Source organism: Caballeronia sp. HLA56, from assembly GCF_054655155.1.
Map to the genome: position 1 here is coordinate 3,145,127 of NZ_BAAHOB010000005.1, position 20,365 is coordinate 3,165,491.

Below are 20,365 nucleotides of genomic sequence, written 5' to 3' on the forward strand. Positions count from 1 at the left end.
TATTTTCGTCACCTTTTTTGGCAAATGCGCACAAAAATATGAACGATAAATCGAGCGAAAGCGCGAATTTCCGCGTCGCCGCGCTGCAGATGGTCAGCGCGCCGGACCGCGATCGCAACCTGACCGAAGCCGGCCGGCTGATCGCGGAAGCCGCGCGCGACGGCGCCCAACTCGTGCTCCTGCCCGAATACTTCTGCTACATGGGCTTCAAGGACACCGACAAACTCGCCATTCGCGAGACGCCGGGCGCGGGTCCGATCCAGCAATTCTTGTCCGATGCGGCGCGCGAGCATCGCGTGTGGGTGATTGGCGGGACTTTGCCGTTGCAGTCGGCGGAGCCGGATCGCGTGCTGAACACCACGCTCGTGTTCGACCCCGCCGGCAAGCAAGTTGGGCGCTACGACAAGATTCATCTTTTCAATTTCGAGAAAGGCGAGGAATCGTTCGATGAAGCGCGCACCATCTGCCCCGGCAGCGAAGTGCGGACTTTCGACGCGCCATTCGGACGAGTCGGCCTTTCGGTGTGCTACGACCTGCGATTCCCGGAGCTGTACCGAAAAATGGGCGACTGCGCGTTGATGGTCGTCCCCTCCGCGTTCACCTACACGACCGGCAAGGCACATTGGGAAATCTTGCTACGCGCCCGCGCCATTGAAAACCAGTGCTACGTCCTCGCTGCGGCACAAGGCGGCAAACATGAAAACGGCCGGCGCACTTTCGGCCACAGCATCCTGATCGACCCTTGGGGCGAAATCATCGACGTGCGCGATGAAGGCGCGGGCGTCGTGGCCGGCCAGATCGATCCGGCGCGCATCGCGTCAGTGCGACAGAGCTTGCCGGCGTATCGGCATCGCGTGATCGGCTGAGACGCGCGCGCCAAGTATCTTGAAAATAGGTTTTCCGACGGTCTTGAAAGCGCGATTTTTTCTCCGCACATGACCGAACCCCGTCAGCCATTAGAATGGTCTGAAATATCACCGAACTCGCAACAGGCACCGCATGAACATCATCGAACCCGGCATTAGGAATCTGGTCACGGCGAAGGACGTTTTGCTTACGCCGTATGGCCTCGACGAGGGGCTTATCACGCGTACGCTTGCGGAAATTTTCACGCATCGCGTCGATTACGCCGACCTCTATTTTCAGTCCACGCGCAGCGAAGCGTGGAGTCTGGAAGAAGGCATCGTCAAATCGGGCAGCTTCAGCATCGATCAGGGCGTCGGCGTGCGCGCCGTCTCGGGCGAGCGCACGGCTTTCGCCTACTCCGACGATCTTTCGCCCGAATCGATTCGCCAGGCGGCGCACGCAACACGCGCGATCGCCAAGGCGGGCGGCGGCAAGCACAAAATCAAGTCGGCGAGCACGCTCACGGGCGTGTCGGGCCGCGATCTGTATCTACCCGCCGATCCGCTGCATTCGCTCGATTCCGACGCGAAGGTGAAGCTGCTGGAGCGCGTCGAGCAGATGGCGCGCGGCCGCGATCCGCGCATCACGCAAGTCATGGCCGGGCTCGCCGGTGAATACGACGTCGTGCTGGTGGCGCGCAGCGACGGCGCGCTCGCCGCCGACGTGCGACCGCTCGTGCGCGTATCGGTCACGGTGATCGCCGAGCAAAACGGACGCCGCGAGATCGGCACGGGCGGCGGTGGCGGACGCTTCGACTACGGCTATTTCACCGACGACATCCTGAACCGCTACGTCGACGACGCGGTGCACGCGGCGCTGGTGAACCTGGAAGCGCGTCCGGCACCCGCAGGCGCCATGACCGTCGTGCTCGGGCCGGGCTGGCCGGGCGTGCTCTTGCACGAAGCGATCGGGCACGGGCTGGAAGGCGACTTCAACCGAAAGGGATCGTCGGCGTTCGCGGGTCGTATCGGCGAACAGGTCGCGGCGAAGGGCGTGACCGTGGTCGATGACGGCACGCTGCCGAATCGGCGCGGCTCGCTCAACATCGACGACGAAGGCAATCCGACGCAGTGCACGACGCTGATCGAGGACGGCATTCTCAAGGGCTACATTCAGGATTCGCTCAACGCGCGTTTGATGAAGATGCCCGTGACGGGCAACGCGCGCCGCGAATCCTACGCCGCCCTGCCAATGCCGCGCATGACCAACACGTACATGCTCAACGGCGACAAGGACCCGAAGGAAATTCTGGCTTCGGTGAAGAAAGGCTTGTACGCGGTGAATTTCGGCGGCGGTCAGGTAGATATCACCAACGGCAAGTTCGTGTTTTCGGCGTCCGAGGCGTACATGATCGAGGACGGCAAGATCACGTATCCGGTGAAGGGCGCGACCTTGATCGGCAGCGGACCGGAATCGCTCAAATACGTGACGATGATCGGTAACGACATGTCGCTGGATACGGGCGTCGGCGTGTGCGGCAAGGAAGGCCAGAGCGTGCCGGTGGGCGTTGGGCAACCGACGTTGCGCATCGAAAAAATGACGGTGGGCGGCACGGTTTGATGTTTCTCGATGCGGGCTTTCCGCGTCGCTTCGGGCTGGGTTTGCGATTGCACGGGCCGGCGATGCGGGAATCCCGCGTTCTTCGATTGGAAGGCTTGCCAGCGCCGCGTGTTTGCGGTTATAAAAGCAGCTACCTGATTTTTTTGCGACAGACTTTTCTCTCTTAAGCCATGACCGCCAAGTTTTATTTTTATTTCTTTTGGCATCTCAAGCCGCTGGCGGATGGAGAGGGGTCGTTGCAAGTACGGTAAGTACGCAAAACCAAATTCCCGAAAAACCGCCAGCGAGTCTGGCGGTTTTTTTTTCGCCCTTCACACGTTGGTTTTGATTGAAAGAGACGCAGGAGAAAAGAAATGCCCCCGCACAATACCGACGATGTCCGCATTCGTGAGCTGAAAGAACTGACGCCTCCCGCGCATCTAATCCGCGAATTCCCTTGCGCCGAACCCGTGTCGGAACTGATCTACAACGCGCGCAAGTCGATGCATCGCATACTGCACGGAATGGATGATCGCTTGATCGTGATCGTCGGACCGTGCTCCATTCACGATCCCAAGGCGGCGATGGAATATGCGGGACGACTGATCGAACAGCGTAAGCGCTTCGCGGGCGAATTGGAAATCGTGATGCGCGTGTACTTCGAAAAGCCGCGTACCACGGTGGGCTGGAAAGGGCTGATCAACGATCCGTATATGGATAACAGCTTCAAGATCAATGATGGATTGCGGGCTGCGCGGGAATTGCTCATGCATATCAACGAGCTTGGTTTGCCGGCCGGCACCGAGTATCTGGATATGATTAGTCCGCAGTACATTGCGGACCTGATTTCGTGGGGCGCGATTGGGGCGCGGACTACCGAATCTCAGGTTCACCGTGAGCTTGCATCGGGATTGTCTTGTCCGGTGGGCTTTAAAAATGGCACAGATGGAAACGTCAAGATTGCCGTCGATGCTATCAAGGCCGCTTCGCAGCCGCATCATTTCCTGTCGGTCACGAAGGGCGGACATTCGGCGATCGTTTCCACCGCCGGCAACGAGGATTGCCATATCATTTTACGCGGCGGTAAATCGCCGAATTTCGATGCCGCTAGTGTCGATGCGGCTTGCAGCGATATCGGCAAGGCGGGATTAGCGGCCCGCTTGATGATCGATGCGAGTCACGCGAATAGCTCGAAGAAACACGAGAATCAGATTCCGGTTTGCGAGGATATTGGCAAGCAACTCGCTTCCGGCGATGAGCGAATTATCGGCGTGATGATTGAATCGCATCTGGTTGGCGGCCGGCAAGACCTCAAGCCGGGATGCGAGCTGACTTACGGACAAAGCGTGACGGATGCTTGCATCGGCTGGGATGAGAGTGTGACTGTACTCGAAGGATTGGCAGCGTCGGTTAAACAGCGGCGCATTGCACGAGGCGGTGGTAATTAAGATATAGACAGCGGCCGCTAACTCAGCGGCCGCTGTCTATTCATTCACGGTTAATCGGTTGCCGCGTCGCGCTGATGCTTCCACAAAATATCGTTCTGGCCATCCGCGCGATTCAAAACCCGCGCCAGTACAAAAAGCAAATCCGACAGCCGATTGACATACCGCCTCGGCGCTTCATTTACTCCGGCTTTATCGATTTTCCCCAGCGCCACGATCGACCGCTCCGCTCTTCGGCAAACCGTCCGCGCCACATGCGCCACTGCCGCCGCTCTCGATCCGCCCGGCAGAATGAATTCAGCCAACGGCGGCAACGTCCCGTTGTATTCCGCGAGCCAGTCATCGAGCTGCGCCAAATGCGATTCCTCGATCATCGAATGCCCAGGAATCGATAACTCGCCGCCTAAATCGAAGAGATCGTGCTGAATCGTCGTCAACGCATCGCGCACGTCCGTTGGCAGCGGTTCGCATAGCAATACGCCCAAAGTCGAATTCAATTCATCGACATCGCCGATTGCGGCAATCCGCGCATCGTCCTTGGAAACGCGACGGCCGTCGCCGAGCCCCGTGGTGCCATCATCGCCGGTACGGGTGGCGATCTTGCTCAGACGGTTGCCCATCGTTTTCTCCTTGCTCGTTGATTCATCGCTCGAAACGCGCGTTCACGCTTTGAACCGCGCCGAAACTCCGACCCATTATAGGCACGCGGTCCCACGGTTTTACCCGCCTGCCGCCCTCCATCTCATCGGCGTAAAATGAAATGGAAGTCGTGAAGCAAGCACTCGACCACGCCGAGCGCAGCAGCCCAACGAGCGCGACGATTAAGCACCGGCGCGCAAAACGCAACGTGCTCGATCCGTCGCCTGAAGCGTTTAGTGGCACGAATAAGCAACACGCGACGAATCCGCCGCGAAAATCGACCGAACAATCGCAGCGCCCAAGCTGCCCCGGAGACACCGTGAACCACCCCGCCGAAGCCGCACGAACCGCCTTCCGCCGCCCGTTCCCCGCCGCCCTGCTCGATGCGCTGCGCACAAGATTCGCGGAGCGCGTTTCCACCGCCCAGGCGGTGCGCGAGCACCACGGCCGCGACGAATCCCCGTTCGACCCGCAACTGCCCGACGCCGTCGTCTTCGCGCGCAGCACAGATGACGTGCAGGCCATCGTCAGACTTTGCGCCGAACACGACACGCCGATCATCCCTTACGGCAACGGCTCGTCGCTCGAAGGGCATCTGCTGGCAGTGCAAGGCGGCGTTTCCATCGACTTGTCGGAGATGAAAAACGTCATCTCGATCAACGCCGAAGACCTCACGGTCACCGTCGAACCCGGCATTTCGCGCAAGCAACTGAACGAAGCGCTGAAAGACACCGGCCTCTTCTTCCCGATCGATCCCGGCGCGGACGCGAGCATCGGCGGCATGTCGGCAACGCGCGCTTCCGGCACCAACGCCGTGCGCTACGGCACGATGCGCGAAAACGTGCTCGGCCTCACGGTGGTTACCGCCGATGGCCGAGTCATCAAAACCGGCACGCGCGCGCGCAAATCGTCGGCGGGATACGACCTGACGCGTCTTTTCGTCGGCTCGGAAGGCACGCTCGGCGTCATCACCGAAATCACCGTGCGGCTTTATCCGCAGCCCGAAGCCATTTCCGCCGCCATCTGCGCTTTCCCGTCGATGGGCGATGCGGTACGCGCCGTCATCGAAACCATTCAGATGGGCGTGCCCATTGCGCGCGTCGAATTCGTCGATTCGCTCGCCGTGCGCGCAATCAATCGTCATTCGAATCTGACGCTCGCCGAATCGCCGACGCTGTTCTTCGAATTTCACGGCACGGAAGCGGGCGTCAAGGAGCAAGCACAAACGGTGCAGGACATCGCCGCCGAGAACGCCGGCACCGGTTTCGAATGGGCGACCCGTCCCGAAGACCGCAGTCGTCTTTGGAACGCGCGCCACAACGCCTACTTTGCGATGCTGCAACTGAAACCCGGCTGCCGCGCCGTCACCACGGATGTCTGCGTGCCGATCTCGCGTCTCGCGGAATGCGTCGAGGAAACGGAAAAAGACCTGGTGGATTCGCCGCTTCCCTGCCCAATCGTCGGCCATGTCGGCGACGGCAACTTCCACGTCGCCATGCTGCTCGATCCGGCCAAGCCCGAGGAACTAGCGGAAGCCGAACGGCTGAATCACCGCATCGTCGAACGCGCGCTGATGGTCGGCGGCACCTGCACGGGCGAACACGGCGTCGGCTTGCACAAGATGGGCTTCATGATCGAGGAGCACGGCGAGGACGCCATCGCCGTGATGCGCTCGATCAAACACGCGCTCGACCCGAAAAACCTCATGAATCCGGGCAAGATCTTCGCGTTCGAGCAGTAATCGCGCGGTTTGCGCTTCATTTTGCGCACACGGCGACGGCAATGGACGCTGTCGCCGCAAGCGGGCAAGATGGACCGCGGTATCCGAATCATTCGTCGACGAAGAGCATCTGCGTCGATCAAACCGAACGAAGCGCCGCCGAGCGCCCGGAGGAGACATGAACGCACCCGACGAGCTCAAGACCGCACTCGTGACCGACACTTCGCCGAATTTGCCGCATGCGGACGCGCCTCGGTTCTCCGAGGAACAACTCGCGGCGCGTCAGCGCGATGTCGTGCAGGCGCTGATGGCGGTGCTGCCCACGCATTGCCTCCTGTTTCGCGAGGAAGACACGGCGCCATACGAGTGCGACGGTCTCGCGGCGTATCGCCGTCTGCCGCTTGCGGTCGCATTGCCGGAAACCGAAGCGCAGGTGCAGCGCGTCGTGCAGATTTGCGCGCGCCTCGACGTGCCGATCGTGCCGCGCGGCGCGGGCACGGGGCTCTCGGGCGGCGCGATGCCGATCCGTCATGGCATCGTGTTGTCGCTTGCGCGCTTTCGCAAGATCATCGAAGTCGATCCGTACGCGCGCACCGCGACGGTTCAGCCGGGCGTGCGCAATCTCGCCATATCGGAGGCCGCCGCCCCTTACGGGCTCTACTACGCGCCGGACCCATCGTCGCAGATCGCGTGCACTATCGGCGGCAATGTCTCCGAAAATTCGGGCGGCGTGCATTGCCTGAAATACGGCCTCACCGTGCATAACGTGCTGCGCGTGCGCGCGGTCACCATGGACGGCGATGCCGTCGAATTCGGCTCGCTCGGACCCGACGCGCCCGGCCTCGATCTGCTCGCCGTGCTGATCGGCAGCGAAGGCATGTTCGCCATCGTCACCGAGATCACCGTCAAGCTGATCCCGAAGCCGCAGACGGCGCAAGTCATCATGGCGAGCTTCGACGACGTGGTCAAAGGCGGCAACGCGGTCGCGGCGATCATCGCGGCGGGCATCATCCCGGCCGGTCTCGAAATGATGGACAAGCCCGCGACGCGCGCCGTCGAGCAATTCGTCAACGCTGGCTACGACCTGGACGCCGCCGCCATCCTGCTGTGCGAATCCGATGGCACGCACGACGAAGTCGCCGAGGAAATCGTCCGCATGACGGCGGTGCTGCGCGAGTTCGGCGCGTCGCGCATCCAGATTTCGCGCACGGAAAGCGAGCGGCTCAAGTTCTGGTCGGGCCGCAAGAACGCCTTTCCCGCCGCCGGCCGCATGTCGCCCGACTATTACTGCATGGACGGCACGGTGCCGCGCCGCTCCATCGGGCCGCTGCTCAAGCGCATCGAAGAGATGGAACAGAAGTACGCGCTTCGCTGCATCAACGTGTTCCATGCGGGCGACGGCAACATGCACCCGCTCATTCTCTTCAATGGCAACGATCTCGACGAATGGCATCGCGCGGAGGCGTTCGGCAGCGATATCCTCGAAACCTGCGTGGAACTGGGCGGCACGGTGACGGGCGAACACGGCGTGGGCATCGAGAAGATCAATTCGATGTGCGTGCAGTTCTCACCCGAGGAGCGCGACGCCTTTCACGCGGTCAAGCGCGCGTTCGATCCGCCCGGCCTGCTCAATCCCGACAAGGGCATTCCCACGCGCGCGCGCTGCGCCGAATACGGGAAGATGCACATTCGCGGCGGGCTTTTGCCGCATCCGGAGATTCCGCGCTTTTGACGAGTGCGCGATCCCGCTATCCACGTTTGTCCGACTGTGGCTGCGTTAAGCGCCCGGTACAATCGACCGGACGAGACGGAATAGAAAAAGCATCAATCAAGCGGGACACCCATGGAACAGGACGACATCGTCGCCGGCTGGTCGGAGCGAATTGCGCACGCCACCGAGACCGGCACGCCGCTGCGCATTCGCGGCGGCGGGACGAAGGACTGGTACGGACAGACGCTCCAGGGGGAGATTCTCGACACGCGCGCGCATCGCGGCATCGTCGAATACGATCCGGCGGAACTCGTGATCACTGCGAAGAGCGGCACGCCGCTCGCGGAAATCGAAGCAGCGCTCAGGGAGCACGGGCAGATGCTGCCCTTCGAGCCGCCGCACTTCGGCCGCAACGCGACCTTCGGCGGCTGCATCGCGGCGGGACTTGCCGGCCCGCGTCGCGCATGGACCGGCGCGCCGCGCGATTTCGTGCTCGGCGCGGTGGTGATGAACGGGCACGGAAAAGTGCTGCACTTCGGCGGCCAAGTGGTGAAAAACGTGGCGGGCTATGACGTCGCGCGCTTGCTCGCGGGCTCGCTCGGCACGCTCGGCCTCATGCTGCAACTGTCGATCAAGGTGCTGCCCCGCCCCGTCGCCGAAGCCACGCTAAAATTCGACATGCATGCAACGGACGGCGTGCGCAAGCTCAACGAATGGGGCGGTCATCCCTTGCCGATCACCGGCAGCGCGTGGCGCGACGGCACGCTCGCGCTACGTCTCGCGGGCGCGGAAGCTGCTGTTAAATCCGCGCGCAACACGCTCGGCGGCGAGGTGGTCGACGCCGTCGAAGCCGACCGTTTCTGGATCGGCATGCGCGAGCAGACCGATCCGTTCTTCGCGGTCATTCAGCCGCGCTCGGCGCTTTGGCGGCTCGCGTTGCCGTCCATTGCGGAGCCGCTGCATTTGCCGGGCGCGCAACTCATGGAATGGGGCGGTGCGCAGCGCTGGTGGATCACGGACACCGACCCGCAGACCGTGCGTATCAGCGCGAAACAAGCAGGCGGGCACGCGACCATCTTCCGCGCCGGTTCCGCGTATGACCGCAATGCAGGCGTGTTCACGCCGTTGCCCGCGCCGCTGATGAAGATCCATCGCGGGCTGAAGGCGGCGTTCGATCCGGCGCGCGTGTTCAATCGCGCCCGGCTGTACCCCGATTTCTAGGCGCCTCGATGCAAACCAATCTCGCCGATTTCATCCGCGGCACGGCCGATGGCGACGAAGCCGACGCCATCCTGCGCAAATGCGTCCATTGCGGCTTTTGCACGGCGACTTGCCCGACCTATCAAATTCTCGGCGACGAACTCGACGGACCGCGCGGGCGCATCTATTTGATGAAGCAGATGTTCGAAGGCGCGCCGGTCACGCGCAGCACGCAACTGCATCTGGATCGCTGCCTTACCTGCCGCAATTGCGAGAGCACATGTCCGTCGGGCGTGCAGTACGGGCGGCTCGTGGAGATCGGCCGCAAGGTGGTCGAAGAGAAAGTCGAGCGCCCCATGCGCCAGCGTTTGCAGCGGCGCTTGCTGGCGAGCTTTCTGCCGAACAGCACGCTCTTCACGCCGGCGATGAAGCTCGGCCAGCAGTTTCGCGGCATCCTGCCACGCAATCTGCGCGCGAAGATTCCCGTCCCGGAGAAGCCGCTCGCCGCGCCCACGCGCAAACACGAGCGCAAGATGCTGATGCTTTCCGGCTGCGTGCAACCGGCCATGATGCCCAACGTCAACACGGCGACCGCACGCGTATTCGACGCGCTCGGCATCGAGATCGTCACCGCGCCGGATGCGGGCTGCTGCGGCGCAATCCGCCTGCATCTCGGCTACAACGACGAAGCGCTCGACGACGTGCGCAACAACATCGACGCATGGTGGCCGTATGTGGAGAACGGCGTCGAGGCAATCGTGATGAACGCGTCGGGTTGCGGCGCGACGGTTAAGGAATACGCGCACCTCTTGCGCGACGATCCGGTCTACGCGGACAAGGCGGCGCGCATCGTCGAGCTTACGCGCGACCTCGCCGAAATCCTGCCGATGTACGAGGAAGAACTCATCGCGCTGGCAAGACGCCGCAGCGTGCATACGGTCGCCTACCATCCGCCGTGTACCTTGCAGCACGGGCAGCAGATTCGCGGACGCGTCGAGCATCTGCTGACCGCGCTCGGGCTCGAAGTGCGTTTGCCCGCGGATAGCCATCTCTGCTGCGGATCGGCGGGCACGTATTCGGTGCTGCAGCCAAAGCTTTCATACACGCTGCGTAATCAAAAGCTCGACCGGCTGGAAAAGACCGAGCCGCAGATGATCGTGTCGGCGAATGTCGGGTGTATCGCGCATTTGCAAAGCGGCACGTCCACGCCCGTCGCGCACTGGATTCAGTTGCTCGAGCATCTGCTTTACGGTTGAGCGCTTCGTATAATGGCTGGATTGCTTTTCAGGCGGCCAGCATGTCTATCGCTCAACATCTAAAAGAAGTCCGGCAGCGTATTGCGAAGGCCGCGGCGGACGCCTCGCGCGACGCCGCGTCCGTGCAGCTTCTCGCCGTCTCCAAGACCTTTCCCGCCGAAGACGTGCGCGCCGCGTTCATTGCCGGCCAGCGCGCGTTCGGCGAAAACTACGTGCAGGAAGGCATCGCGAAGATTGCCACGCTCGCCGACTTACGCAGCGACATCGAGTGGCACTTCATCGGGCCGCTGCAATCGAACAAGACCAAGCTCGTCGCCGAGCAGTTCGACTGGGTGCATTCCATCGACCGGCTGAAGATTGCCGAGCGGCTGTCCGCGCAACGGCCCGAAGGCACGCCCGCGCTCAATGTCTGCGTGCAGGTCAACGTGAGCGGCGAGGCTTCGAAGAGCGGCGTGGAACCGGCAGAAGCCGCCGCGCTCGCGCATGCGGTCGCGGCGCTTCCTGCCCTGCGCTTGCGTGGCCTGATGGCCGTTCCCGAAGCCGCCGACACACTCGACGCGCGACGCGAGCCGCACGCGCGCCTTCGCGAACTCATGAACAAGCTGCGCGCAGACGGTCTCGATCTCGACACGCTTTCCATGGGCATGTCCGCCGACCTCGAAGCCGCCGTGCTCGAAGGCGCGACCATGGTGCGCATTGGCACCGCGATCTTCGGCGCGCGCGACTATTCGCATTGATTTCACTCTCGACTACTTCACCATGAAAATTGCATTCATCGGCGGTGGCAACATGGCTGCCGCGCTCATCGGCGGTCTGGTCAAGCGCGGCGTCGCGCCGGCGGATATCTATGCCGTCGATATCAACGACGAAGCGCGCGAACGCACCGCGAAGCAGTTCGGCATTGCGACGGGCGCGGCCATCGACGAGAAACTCGCGGCCTACGACGCGATCTTGCTTGCCGTGAAGCCGCAAGTGCTCAAGAGCGTGGCCGAATCGCTCGCGCCGCATCTGTCGAAGCAAACCATCATCAGCATCGCGGCGGGCATTCGCGCGACGGATCTGTCGCGCTGGCTGAACGGCTATACGCAGATCGTGCGGACCATGCCGAATACGCCCGCGCTGATCGGCATGGGCGTGACCGGACTCGCCGCGCTGCCGGGCGTGAGCGACGACGCGAAGGCGCTGGCATCGCAAGTTCTGGAAGCGGTGGGCTCCTCCGTCTGGTTCGACGACGAAGCGAAACTCGATGCCGTCACCGCTATTTCCGGCAGCGGTCCGGCCTACGTGTTCTACTTCATCGAAGCGATGCAGGAAGCCGCGCGCGCACTCGGCCTTGACGAAGCCCAGGGCCGCGAACTCGCGGTGGCGACCTTCACCGGCGCGGCACAGCTTGCCGCGCAATCGGGCGAAGCGGCGAGCGTGCTGCGCGAACGGGTGACATCGAAAGGCGGCACGACGGCGGCGGCGCTGGCATCGTTCGAGGCTGAAGGTGTGAAGGACGCCATCGTGCGTGGCGCGCTTGCGGCGCAGGCGCGCGCGAAGGAGATGGGTGACGAGTTGGGCGGCTTGTGAAAACGTGAATCGTGCGCGGTGCGCTGGCAACTCGCATGCGCACAAAAGGAACTGGCGGCACGGCAACACGTAAATCTTTCGAGGTGCGCGGGCTTCGCACCCGCGCATTGAAGGATTCGCTCGCGCTCACCGCCGCCGCGCGAGCTCGCTCAACCGATATTGAGCACGCCATCGCGCTCGTTCAAATGAGCATGCAGCGGATCACCCTTGGCGATGGCAAGCACATTCGGTTCGACCGAATAAAACGTCTCGTAGCCAACGCCTCTCAGATAGTCGCGAATATCGTTCTCGCTGCCCTTGATCCATTCGACCAAAAGCGCAGGCTTGCATCGAAGCAAGGTCTCGCGCGCGCCTCTCAACACATCCATTTCCATGCCTTCGACGTCGATCTTCAGAAGATCGACGCGTTCGAGCTTCAGGGAGTCGATACTGATCATCGGCACCGTCGTGCTTGCGGCGGCATCGTAAGAGATAGCCTGGCCGATGAACTCGGTGTGCTCGCGCGGCCTGATTTCCAGACTGCCGAAGCTCGCCGAAGAGAAGTAATCCGGTTGCGGAATGCCGATCTCGCCCACGGACTCACCCAATGCAGCCAGCCTGGCCCTCGCATTGAGGCAGTTGTTGAGCGCGAGATTGCCGGCCAGCGCGTAGTAGATGATCTCCTGCGCCTCGAAACTCAGCACGCGTCCCCAGCCGTTCATGTGACGCGCCCATTCCACGGAATGCACGCCGATATTCGCGCCGCCGTCTATGGCGAATACGCCGTCACCGAAATAACGACGACGCAGCGCGAGAAGAGAGAGCACGAACTGCACTTCTTGCGGATCGAAGCTGGACTTGCTGAGGATCTGATGCCCGACGCCGTAGGTGTAGTTCGATACGGCGTTCTGCACGGCGTTGAAGTCGTTGCGATTGACGATCAGCGTGCCATGGTTTGACGCGGCGAGAATGAAGGCGATGGGGCGCTCGATGTGACTCATGCGGTTTTAAGCGTGTAAGTAAATCCGCAAGAGTCTAGCCATTGGACGGCTTCGCGCAATCAGTCGATGGCCCGAAAACTGTCATAAAGATGCCAGTCGGCATCATTCGGCGCATCAAGCCAGCGCGTAATGCAGCGCAATTCCCACGAACAACATGCCGCCGAGCCAGTTGTTATGTTTGAACGCAGCGAAACATCCCATGCGGTCGCGCTCGCGAATCAGCGCGTAGTGATAGACGGCGCATGCCGCGGCGGCAAGCCAGCCGAGCCAGTACGCCCAGCCAAAGCCAAGCGCCACGCCTATGCCCACATAGATGGCGAGCGTCACGGCATAGCAAAGCATGACGGCGAACACGTCGTATCGCCCGAAAGTGAGCGCCGATGTACGGATGCCTATCTTGATGTCGTCGTCGCGATCGACCATGGCGTATTCGGTGTCGTAGGCCACCGACCAGAACACGTTGGCCGCGAGCATGATCCACGCGAGCGCGGGCACGTGATTCTGCACGGCGGCAAACGCCATGGGAATGCCGAAGCCGAACGCAATGCCGAGATACGCCTGCGGTATGGCGAAGAATCGCTTGGTGAAGGGATAGCTGCCCGCGACGAACAGCGCGAACACCGACAGCTCTTTCGTGAGTGTGTTGAGCGGCAGAATCAGCAAAAACGCAAGGAGCGATAAAGCCGCCGCGAGCGCCACCGCTTCCCATGCCTTGATCTTGCCCGACGTGATCGGACGCTCGGCCGTACGCTTCACGTAGCGGTCGAAATCGCGGTCGGCGTAGTCGTTGATGGCGCAGCCCGCCGAGCGCATGAGAATGGTGCCGATCACGAAGATGACGAGCAGCATTGGCGAAGGATGCCCGTTGGACGCGATCCACAATGCGTTGAGCGTCGGCCACAACAGCAGCAGGCTGCCGATGGGTTTATCCAGGCGCACGAGGCGCATATACAGCGGAAGGCGGGCGAGCATGGCAAGGCAGCGAAAGTTCGATCGCCTATTTTAGACCAGCGTGCTGGCGCAAGCCCGCGCATTGCGCCCACAAAAAAACCCCGCGCACGGGGTTTTCATCGAAGCGTTTGAAGCTTTCCAAGCGTTTGAAGCCGAGACGTCAGGCCAGCATGGCGCGCAACATCCACGCGGTCTTCTCATGCGTCTGCATGCGCTGCGTGAGCAAGTCGGCGGTCGGCTCGTCGTTGGCGGCGTCCGTCGCGGGGAAGATTTCGCGCGCCGTGCGCACCACCGCTTCCTGACCTTGTACCAACTGGCGAATCATCTCTTCGGCCGAGGGCACGCCATCCGCTTCCGGAATGGTCGACAGCCGCGCGAAGTCTTTGTAGCTGCCCGGTGCATGCACGCCCAGCGCGCGAATACGTTCGGCGATGGCATCCACGGCGAGTGCGAGTTCGTTGTATTGCGTCTCGAACATCAGATGGAGCGTGTTGAACATCGGCCCCGTGACGTTCCAGTGAAAATTATGCGTCTTCAGGTATAGCGTGTACGTGTCGGCCAGCAGACGGGACAGCCCGTCGGCGATCTTCTTGCGATCCTCGTCGTTGATGCCGATGTTGACGGGAGGTGCAGCGTCTTTGTTCGCCATATTGACTCCGTGAAAGTGTGATTCGAACGTTGAGTGCGCCTATTGCTCAAGCGAGGCGCGAAGCTACAGACCGTCCGCTAGTTTATCGTAGAAACAAGGTCACTTTTTTATATGGCGCGGCTTTGCATGCATGGAAGACAGGCCGCCGCGTCGTGCTGACAGAGCGGCCTGTCTTCGTGTCGATAGACGTCCTGCCTCAGGCAAAAACGCCCGCGCCCGCGCCATGCAATGCACTGGCAACGACGAGCCCGTAACCCATCGCGACGGCGCCAAACGCAAGCGTCACGCGCACTTTGCGACTAGTGGCTTCGATATGTTTCATGGCCTGCTCGATGGTGTTGAATGCCTGATTCATGGTCGTTTCTCCCTGGCCGATCACGCGGCCGCCGTATCTTCCTCGTCCTGCTTCACGGCTACTTTCTGTCCGAGCTTGATAAGAGCATCTATCACGCCTGCCGCATAAGCCGGGTCCGCGCGGCGGAAGTGTTCGATCTGACGCGCGACGATCTCATCCGGTACGCCGAAGATATGCCGCGCGATATTGCCGAAGAACCGCTCGCGCTGCGCTTCGTCGAAGAGACGGAAAAGCGCGCCTGCCTGGCTGTAGTAGTCGTCGTCCTCACGGTGATCGAAGCGATACACCGTCCCCGCCGCGAGCGGCGGCTCGTTCACGCTCGCGTCCTGCGCGAATTCGCCAAAGCGGTTCGGCTCGTAATTGACGCGCGATCCGAGATTGCCGTCGACGCGCATTCCGCCATCGCGATGAAATGCATTCGCCACCGGCACGCGCGGCGCATTCACCGGAATCTGATGATGATTGATGCCAAGCCGATAGCGCTGCGTGTCGCCATAAGAGAAGAGGCGCCCTTGCAGCAAGCGGTCCGGCGAGAAGCCGATGCCCGGCACCACGTTGGCGGGCGTGAACGCGGCCTGCTCGACTTCCGCGAAATAGTTCTGCGCATTGCGGTTCAATTCGATCACGCCGACATCGATCAGCGGATGGTCCTTGTGCGGCCACACCTTGGTGACATCGAACGGATTGATGCGATAGCGCGCCGCTTCCTCCTCGCTCATCACCTGAATGCGGAAATTCCAGCGCGGAAACTCGCCACGATCGATGTTGTCGACCAGATCGCGCTGCGCGCTTTCCCGATCGTTCGCGATCACGGCGCCGGCTTCGGCATCCGTGTAGTTTTCGAGCGGCTGCTGCGACTTGAAGTGGAACTTCACGTAGAAGCGCTCGTTATCGGCGTTGATGAACGAGAACGTGTGCGAGCCGAAGCCATGCATCTGCCGATAATTCTTCGGAATACCGCGATCGCTCATGAGAATCGTCACTTGATGCAGCGATTCCGGATGACGCGACCAGAAATCCCAAGCGGCGACATTGCTGCGCGTGTTCGTGTATGGGTCGCGCTTCTGCGTGTGGATGAAGTCGGGAAATTTCAGCGGATCGCGGATGAAGAACACCGGCGTGTTGTTGCCGACCACGTCCCAGTTGCCTTCCTCGGTGTAGAACTTGATGGAGAAGCCGCGCACGTCGCGTTCGGCATCGGCGGCGCCGCGTTCGCCTGCCACCGTCGAGAAGCGCATGAAAATCGGCGTTTCCTTGCCGATCTCCGAGAAAATCTTGGCTTTCGTATAGCGCGAGATGTCGTGCGTGACGCGGAACGTACCGAAGGCGCCCGAACCCTTTGCATGCACGCGGCGCTCGGGAATCACTTCGCGGTCGAAATGCGCGAGTTTTTCGATCAACCAAAAATCCTGCAAGGTCACGGGACCGCGCGGACCGGCGGTTTGCGAATTCTGATTGTCGCCGACGGGTGCGCCAGCGGCAGTCGTGAGGCGTTCGTTGGTCATCGTGATACTCCTGTTTTTGCGTTGGCTTGAGATGAGTGATGCGACGGTTCGCCGAGATTCAGGCGACGCGGGCGAAGTCCGCTAGAACGCGCACGGCGACATGGCGCAGTTCGTTCCATGATTTGGCGATGGCGGCGCGGCGGTGCATGACGTTCCTCCGTGGGCTTGGCCGGAGTGGCCAAGCGCTGTCGATGGAGGAATCTTATAGAAAACTATCGAAAACAAAAATTTGATTGAATTTATCTATTCGATAGCTGGGGGCGGCACCCAAATAAAAAAGCCGTGACTTCGATGAAGGCACGGCTTTGCAATGAAACGTGAAACTTGCGGCGAACTCAGTTCACCGCCACTGGTATGTCCAGCTTTCTCACGCCAGGCAAATCGCAGGCAGCGATGGCATCACTGATCGCGTCGATGGCAGGCACGCGCGTGAAGCTCTTGCGCCACGCCAGCACGACGCGCCGGTCCGGGACGGGGTCATCGAACGCGACGTAACTAAGCAGGCCGGAATCGATGCCCGCCGCGTGCGGCTTCACTTCATGCACCGACATACGCGGCAGGACCGTGATGCCGACGCCGCTTGCCACCATGTGCCGGATGGTTTCCAGCGACGAGCCTTCGAAGGTCTTTTGAATGCCGTCCGCGTTCTGCGAGAAGCGCATCAGCTCCGGACACACGCCGAGAACGTGATCGCGGAAGCAATGGCCGCTGCCGAGCAGCAGCATGGTTTCCTGCTTCAAATCGTCCGGATCGATCTTCGCGCGGTTTTCCCACGCATGACCCGAAGGCATGGCGACGACGAACGGCTCGTCGTACAGCGCGCGCACCATGAGGCCCGTTTCGGGAAATGGCAGCGCCATGATCGCCACATCGATCTCGCCCTGCTTCAGCAGTTCGATCAGCTTGAGCGTGTAGTTTTCCTGGAGCATTAGCGGCATCTGCGGCACCGCCTTGATCATCTGCTTGACGAGCGTCGGCAGCAGATACGGCCCGATCGTATAAATGACGCCTAGGCGCAGCGGTCCGACAAGCGGGTCCTTGCCCTGTTTGGCGATTTCCTTGATGGCGAGCGTCTGTTCGAGCACGCGCTGCGCCTGCGTGACGATCTGCTCGCCGATGGGCGTCACGCTGACTTCGCTCGTGCCGCGCTCGAAGATCTGCACGTTGAGTTCGTCTTCGAGCTTCTTGATTGCCACCGACAGCGTCGGCTGGCTGACGAAGCACGCTTCGGCGGCGCGGCCAAAGTGCCGCTCGCGCGCAACCGCGACGATGTACTTCAGTTCAGTGAGCGTCATTGGAGGCCAATGGAATACATTGATTCGATAGGTTTATCTTATACACCCGCCAAGCGCAATTCGACAACTCTCGCGGCTATTGCAAACGCGGCTGTGTATTTAGCAAATAGGGACCGACGACGCCTGCTCAAGTTCATCCATCATGCTTTTAAATACTGTTCGCGCACGCCCAGCCAGCGGGTGAGATGGCGCGTAACGGCGTCCGGGAATGCTTCGAGCATGCGATCCGCGGCCGCGCGCGCGGGTTCGATCAGCCAGCCGTCGTTTTCGAGGCTGGCAAAACGCAGCATCGCCTCACCGGACTGGCGCGCGCCGAGAAACTCGCCGGGACCGCGAATTTCAAGATCGCGGCGGGCGATCTCGAAGCCATCGGTCGTTTCGCGCATCGTTTGCAACCGGGAGCGCGCGGTTTGCGAGAGCGGATTCGCGTACATCAGCACGCACACGGAAGCGGCGCTGCCGCGCCCCACGCGTCCACGCAACTGATGCAGCTGCGCGAGCCCGAAACGCTCCGCATGCTCGATCACCATCAGCGATGCATTCGGCACGTCCACGCCCACTTCGATCACCGTGGTCGCGACCAGCAATTGCACTTCGTTACGCGAGAAGGCGTCCATGACCGCCGCCTTTTCAGCGGGCGCAAGCCGACCGTGAACCAGCCCGACGCGCAGTTCGGGCAGCGCCGCGACGAGCGTTTCGTAAGTCTCGACGGCGGTTTGCAACTGCAGCGTCTCGCTTTCCTCGATCAGCGGACACACCCAATAAACTTGCCGGCCAGTCAGCGCCGCCTCGCGCACGCGGCCGATGATCTCGTCGCGGCGGCTGTCGGAGACGATTCTCGTGAGAATCGGCGTGCGGCCAGGCGGCAATTCGTCGATGGTCGAGACATCGAGATCGGCGTAATAGGTCATGGCGAGCGTTCGGGGGATCGGCGTCGCGGACATCATCAGCTGATGCGGCTGGAAGTCCTTCGCCCCGTTCGATGCTTTCTGCGCCTTCGCCCGCAGCGCAAGCCGCTGCGCGACACCGAAGCGATGCTGCTCATCCACGATCACGAGGCCCAAACGCGCGAACTCGACCGAGTCCTGAATGATCGCGTGCGTGCCGATGACGAGGTGCGCGGTGCCGAGCGCGGCGGCCTCGCTTGCGCTGCGTTTGTCCCGGGCTTTGAGACTGCCGGCGAGCCACGCGACCGACACGCCGAGCGGTTCGAGCCAGCCGCGCAGCTTGCGCGCGTGCTGTTCCGCGAGAATTTCGGTCGGCGCCATGAGCGCGGCCTGATAACCGGCGTCGATGGCCTGCGCCGCCGCGAGCGCCGCGACGATGGTCTTGCCGCTGCCGACATCGCCTTGCAAAAGACGTTGCATCGGATGCGCGAGCGTCAGTTCGTGCGCGATTTCCGCGCTGACGCGCTGCTGCGCGCCGGTCAGCGAAAACGGCAGCGCTTTCAGTAGACGCACGACGAGCGAGGCGGAATCGCCAGCGGCACGGCGCGGCATGGCAGGCGCGGCGCGAGTGCGGCGCTCGGCGTGCGCGCGCTTGAGCGACAACTGCTGCGCGAGCAGTTCCTCGAACTTGATGCGCGTCCACGCCGGATGCGTGCCGTCGATGAGCGCGGTTTCGTCGGAATCCGCGCGCGGATGATGCAGCGTGCGCACCGCGTCGAGCAGGCCGGGCACGTTGAGCGGGGCGAGATGCGCGCGCGCGATCGGCTCGGGCAGCAACTCCGGCAGAAACACGCGAAAGAGCGCGCTGTCGATCGCCTTGCGCAGATACGCCTGCGAGACGCCCGCGGTCGCCGGATAGACGGGCGTGAGCGCTTGCGGCAGCGGCGTGTCGTCATCGACGGGGCGCACGACCGGGTGCACCATCTCCAGGCCGAAAAAGCCGCCGCGCACGTCGCCGCGCACGCGCAGGCGCACGCCGACGGACATCTGCTTGACTTGCGAACCGTAGAAGTTGAGAAAGCGCAGCGTCAGGTCGTCGCCGGCATCGTCGCGAATCTTCACGAGCAATTGCCGCTTCGGCCGATACGCGATCTCGTTATCGAACACGACGCCTTCCGACTGCGCGATGTCGCCGGGAATGAGTTCGGCGATTGGCGTGAGCGACGTTTCGTCTTCATAGCGCATCGGCAGATGCAAGACGAGGTCGATGTCGGTCTTCAAGCCGAGCTTGGCGAGCTTGTCGGCGGGTTTGACGAGCTTGGGCGCGGTTTTGCCGGCGCTAGTCAGACCGGCGTTCCCAGTTTTCGCGGCCGACGCGGGTTGGGCGGCGCGAGTGGAGTGCGCGTCCGCCTCGCTCGGCTCCTCGAAGGTTTCGGCGGCGCTGTCGAAACCCGCGTCTTGAGCCTTCGCCGCCGAAGCAGTCGGCTGCGAATCACCGTCGTCGAGCGCGGACGCCCGCACCTCGCCTTCCGGCTGGATCGTGCCCGCCATGACCGGCTTCGGCGCTTTCTTCCGCGTGCGCGCGGCCTTCCCTTCGACACGCGCGCCGCTGTCTTCGGCGCTCGGAAACGCTTCGTCGGGAGAAGTCACGCGGCGGTCGGACAAGGGCATCTGCTCTCTTCGCAAGTACAATATGGGGTTTTGGTCGGCGCGCCTGTGCCGCCCTCAGGCAACATCGGGCAACTATCAAACGCC

17 protein-coding genes are annotated in these 20,365 nt (G+C 62.1%); 9 read left to right on the forward strand and 8 right to left on the reverse strand.

Going from position 1 to position 20,365, the window contains the following annotated elements; genetic code table 11:
* The first annotated feature begins 38 nt into the window (after positions 1-38).
* The 3 genes from ACYQ47_RS34155 to aroG all read left to right on the forward strand — a co-directional run bounded on the left by ACYQ47_RS34155 (position 39) and on the right by aroG (position 3,893).
* Complete coding sequence (locus ACYQ47_RS34155) at positions 39-866, forward strand: carbon-nitrogen hydrolase family protein (RefSeq protein WP_250508573.1); 828 nt, start codon at positions 39-41, stop codon at positions 864-866.
* A gap of 133 nt (positions 867-999) precedes the next feature.
* Positions 1,000-2,466, forward strand: a complete 1,467-nt coding sequence (gene tldD, locus ACYQ47_RS34160; protein ID WP_244827035.1) for a metalloprotease TldD — start codon at positions 1,000-1,002, stop codon at positions 2,464-2,466.
* Positions 2,467-2,819: 353 nt separating this feature from the next.
* The gene (gene aroG, locus ACYQ47_RS34165; RefSeq protein WP_250463084.1) at positions 2,820-3,893 is read left to right on the forward strand and encodes a 3-deoxy-7-phosphoheptulonate synthase AroG; all 1,074 of its coding nucleotides are present in this window, start codon (positions 2,820-2,822) and stop codon (positions 3,891-3,893) included.
* 50 nt (positions 3,894-3,943) lie between these two features.
* Here aroG and ACYQ47_RS34170 read toward each other — a convergent pair whose 3' ends face one another.
* The gene (locus ACYQ47_RS34170; protein WP_309961529.1) at positions 3,944-4,510 is read right to left on the reverse strand and encodes a cob(I)yrinic acid a,c-diamide adenosyltransferase; all 567 of its coding nucleotides are present in this window, start codon (positions 4,508-4,510) and stop codon (positions 3,944-3,946) included.
* A 338-nt stretch (positions 4,511-4,848) separates the two neighbouring features.
* Between ACYQ47_RS34170 and ACYQ47_RS34175 the strand changes: the two genes are divergently transcribed.
* From ACYQ47_RS34175 to proC, 6 genes are all read left to right on the forward strand, one after another.
* Positions 4,849-6,270, forward strand: coding sequence for an FAD-binding oxidoreductase (locus ACYQ47_RS34175; protein WP_459909186.1), 1,422 nt, complete (start codon positions 4,849-4,851; stop codon positions 6,268-6,270).
* A gap of 157 nt (positions 6,271-6,427) precedes the next feature.
* Positions 6,428-7,981, forward strand: a complete 1,554-nt coding sequence (locus ACYQ47_RS34180) for an FAD-linked oxidase C-terminal domain-containing protein (RefSeq protein ID WP_244827031.1) — start codon at positions 6,428-6,430, stop codon at positions 7,979-7,981.
* Positions 7,982-8,092: 111 nt separating this feature from the next.
* Positions 8,093-9,181, forward strand: a complete 1,089-nt coding sequence (glcE, locus tag ACYQ47_RS34185; RefSeq protein WP_244827030.1) for a glycolate oxidase subunit GlcE — start codon at positions 8,093-8,095, stop codon at positions 9,179-9,181.
* A gap of 8 nt (positions 9,182-9,189) precedes the next feature.
* Positions 9,190-10,416 carry a glycolate oxidase subunit GlcF gene (gene glcF / locus ACYQ47_RS34190; RefSeq protein ID WP_244827029.1) on the forward strand — a complete coding sequence of 409 codons (1,227 nt, stop codon included), beginning with the start codon at positions 9,190-9,192 and terminating at the stop codon, positions 10,414-10,416.
* Positions 10,417-10,457: 41 nt separating this feature from the next.
* On the forward strand, positions 10,458-11,153 hold the full coding sequence (locus tag ACYQ47_RS34195) for a YggS family pyridoxal phosphate-dependent enzyme (RefSeq protein ID WP_459909189.1): 696 nt from the start codon (positions 10,458-10,460) through the stop codon (positions 11,151-11,153).
* 22 nt (positions 11,154-11,175) lie between these two features.
* Positions 11,176-11,988: a pyrroline-5-carboxylate reductase gene (gene proC, locus ACYQ47_RS34200; RefSeq protein WP_250491795.1), complete on the forward strand. Its 813-nt coding sequence runs from the start codon at positions 11,176-11,178 to the stop codon at positions 11,986-11,988.
* Positions 11,989-12,137: 149 nt separating this feature from the next.
* Here the strand turns inward: proC and ACYQ47_RS34205 are convergent, their stop codons facing one another.
* The 7 genes from ACYQ47_RS34205 to recG all read right to left on the reverse strand — a co-directional run bounded on the left by ACYQ47_RS34205 (position 12,138) and on the right by recG (position 20,281).
* The gene (locus tag ACYQ47_RS34205) at positions 12,138-12,968 is read right to left on the reverse strand and encodes an FkbM family methyltransferase (RefSeq protein WP_250463073.1); all 831 of its coding nucleotides are present in this window, start codon (positions 12,966-12,968) and stop codon (positions 12,138-12,140) included.
* A gap of 114 nt (positions 12,969-13,082) precedes the next feature.
* Complete coding sequence (gene ubiA, locus ACYQ47_RS34210; RefSeq protein ID WP_244827025.1) at positions 13,083-13,940, reverse strand: 4-hydroxybenzoate octaprenyltransferase; 858 nt, start codon at positions 13,938-13,940, stop codon at positions 13,083-13,085.
* A gap of 139 nt (positions 13,941-14,079) precedes the next feature.
* Positions 14,080-14,568: a Dps family protein gene (locus tag ACYQ47_RS34215; protein WP_244827024.1), complete on the reverse strand. Its 489-nt coding sequence runs from the start codon at positions 14,566-14,568 to the stop codon at positions 14,080-14,082.
* A gap of 196 nt (positions 14,569-14,764) precedes the next feature.
* Positions 14,765-14,923, reverse strand: a complete 159-nt coding sequence (locus ACYQ47_RS34220; protein ID WP_244827023.1) for a hypothetical protein — start codon at positions 14,921-14,923, stop codon at positions 14,765-14,767.
* A 20-nt stretch (positions 14,924-14,943) separates the two neighbouring features.
* Positions 14,944-16,428 carry a catalase gene (locus ACYQ47_RS34225; protein WP_459909193.1) on the reverse strand — a complete coding sequence of 495 codons (1,485 nt, stop codon included), beginning with the start codon at positions 16,426-16,428 and terminating at the stop codon, positions 14,944-14,946.
* 335 nt (positions 16,429-16,763) lie between these two features.
* Positions 16,764-17,723: a hydrogen peroxide-inducible genes activator gene (locus ACYQ47_RS34230; RefSeq protein WP_244827021.1), complete on the reverse strand. Its 960-nt coding sequence runs from the start codon at positions 17,721-17,723 to the stop codon at positions 16,764-16,766.
* A gap of 140 nt (positions 17,724-17,863) precedes the next feature.
* Positions 17,864-20,281, reverse strand: a complete 2,418-nt coding sequence (recG, locus tag ACYQ47_RS34235; protein ID WP_459909195.1) for an ATP-dependent DNA helicase RecG — start codon at positions 20,279-20,281, stop codon at positions 17,864-17,866.
* Between the last annotated feature and the right edge of the window lie 84 nt (positions 20,282-20,365).

Coding starts and splice junctions, on each gene's coding strand:
- ACYQ47_RS34230 (WP_244827021.1), bottom strand. CDS start 17,723: ATGACGCTCACTGAACTGAAGTACATCGTCGCGGTTGCGCGCGAGCGG.
- ACYQ47_RS34170 (WP_309961529.1), bottom strand. CDS start 4,510: ATGGGCAACCGTCTGAGCAAGATCGCCACCCGTACCGGCGATGATGGC.
- ACYQ47_RS34215 (WP_244827024.1), bottom strand. CDS start 14,568: ATGGCGAACAAAGACGCTGCACCTCCCGTCAACATCGGCATCAACGAC.
- aroG (WP_250463084.1), top strand. CDS start 2,820: ATGCCCCCGCACAATACCGACGATGTCCGCATTCGTGAGCTGAAAGAA.
- tldD (WP_244827035.1), top strand. CDS start 1,000: ATGAACATCATCGAACCCGGCATTAGGAATCTGGTCACGGCGAAGGAC.
- ubiA (WP_244827025.1), bottom strand. CDS start 13,940: ATGCTCGCCCGCCTTCCGCTGTATATGCGCCTCGTGCGCCTGGATAAA.
- ACYQ47_RS34225 (WP_459909193.1), bottom strand. CDS start 16,428: ATGACCAACGAACGCCTCACGACTGCCGCTGGCGCACCCGTCGGCGAC.
- proC (WP_250491795.1), top strand. CDS start 11,176: ATGAAAATTGCATTCATCGGCGGTGGCAACATGGCTGCCGCGCTCATC.
- ACYQ47_RS34195 (WP_459909189.1), top strand. CDS start 10,458: ATGTCTATCGCTCAACATCTAAAAGAAGTCCGGCAGCGTATTGCGAAG.
- ACYQ47_RS34220 (WP_244827023.1), bottom strand. CDS start 14,923: ATGAATCAGGCATTCAACACCATCGAGCAGGCCATGAAACATATCGAA.
- ACYQ47_RS34155 (WP_250508573.1), top strand. CDS start 39: ATGAACGATAAATCGAGCGAAAGCGCGAATTTCCGCGTCGCCGCGCTG.
- glcF (WP_244827029.1), top strand. CDS start 9,190: ATGCAAACCAATCTCGCCGATTTCATCCGCGGCACGGCCGATGGCGAC.
- ACYQ47_RS34180 (WP_244827031.1), top strand. CDS start 6,428: ATGAACGCACCCGACGAGCTCAAGACCGCACTCGTGACCGACACTTCG.
- recG (WP_459909195.1), bottom strand. CDS start 20,281: ATGCCCTTGTCCGACCGCCGCGTGACTTCTCCCGACGAAGCGTTTCCG.
- ACYQ47_RS34205 (WP_250463073.1), bottom strand. CDS start 12,968: ATGAGTCACATCGAGCGCCCCATCGCCTTCATTCTCGCCGCGTCAAAC.
- glcE (WP_244827030.1), top strand. CDS start 8,093: ATGGAACAGGACGACATCGTCGCCGGCTGGTCGGAGCGAATTGCGCAC.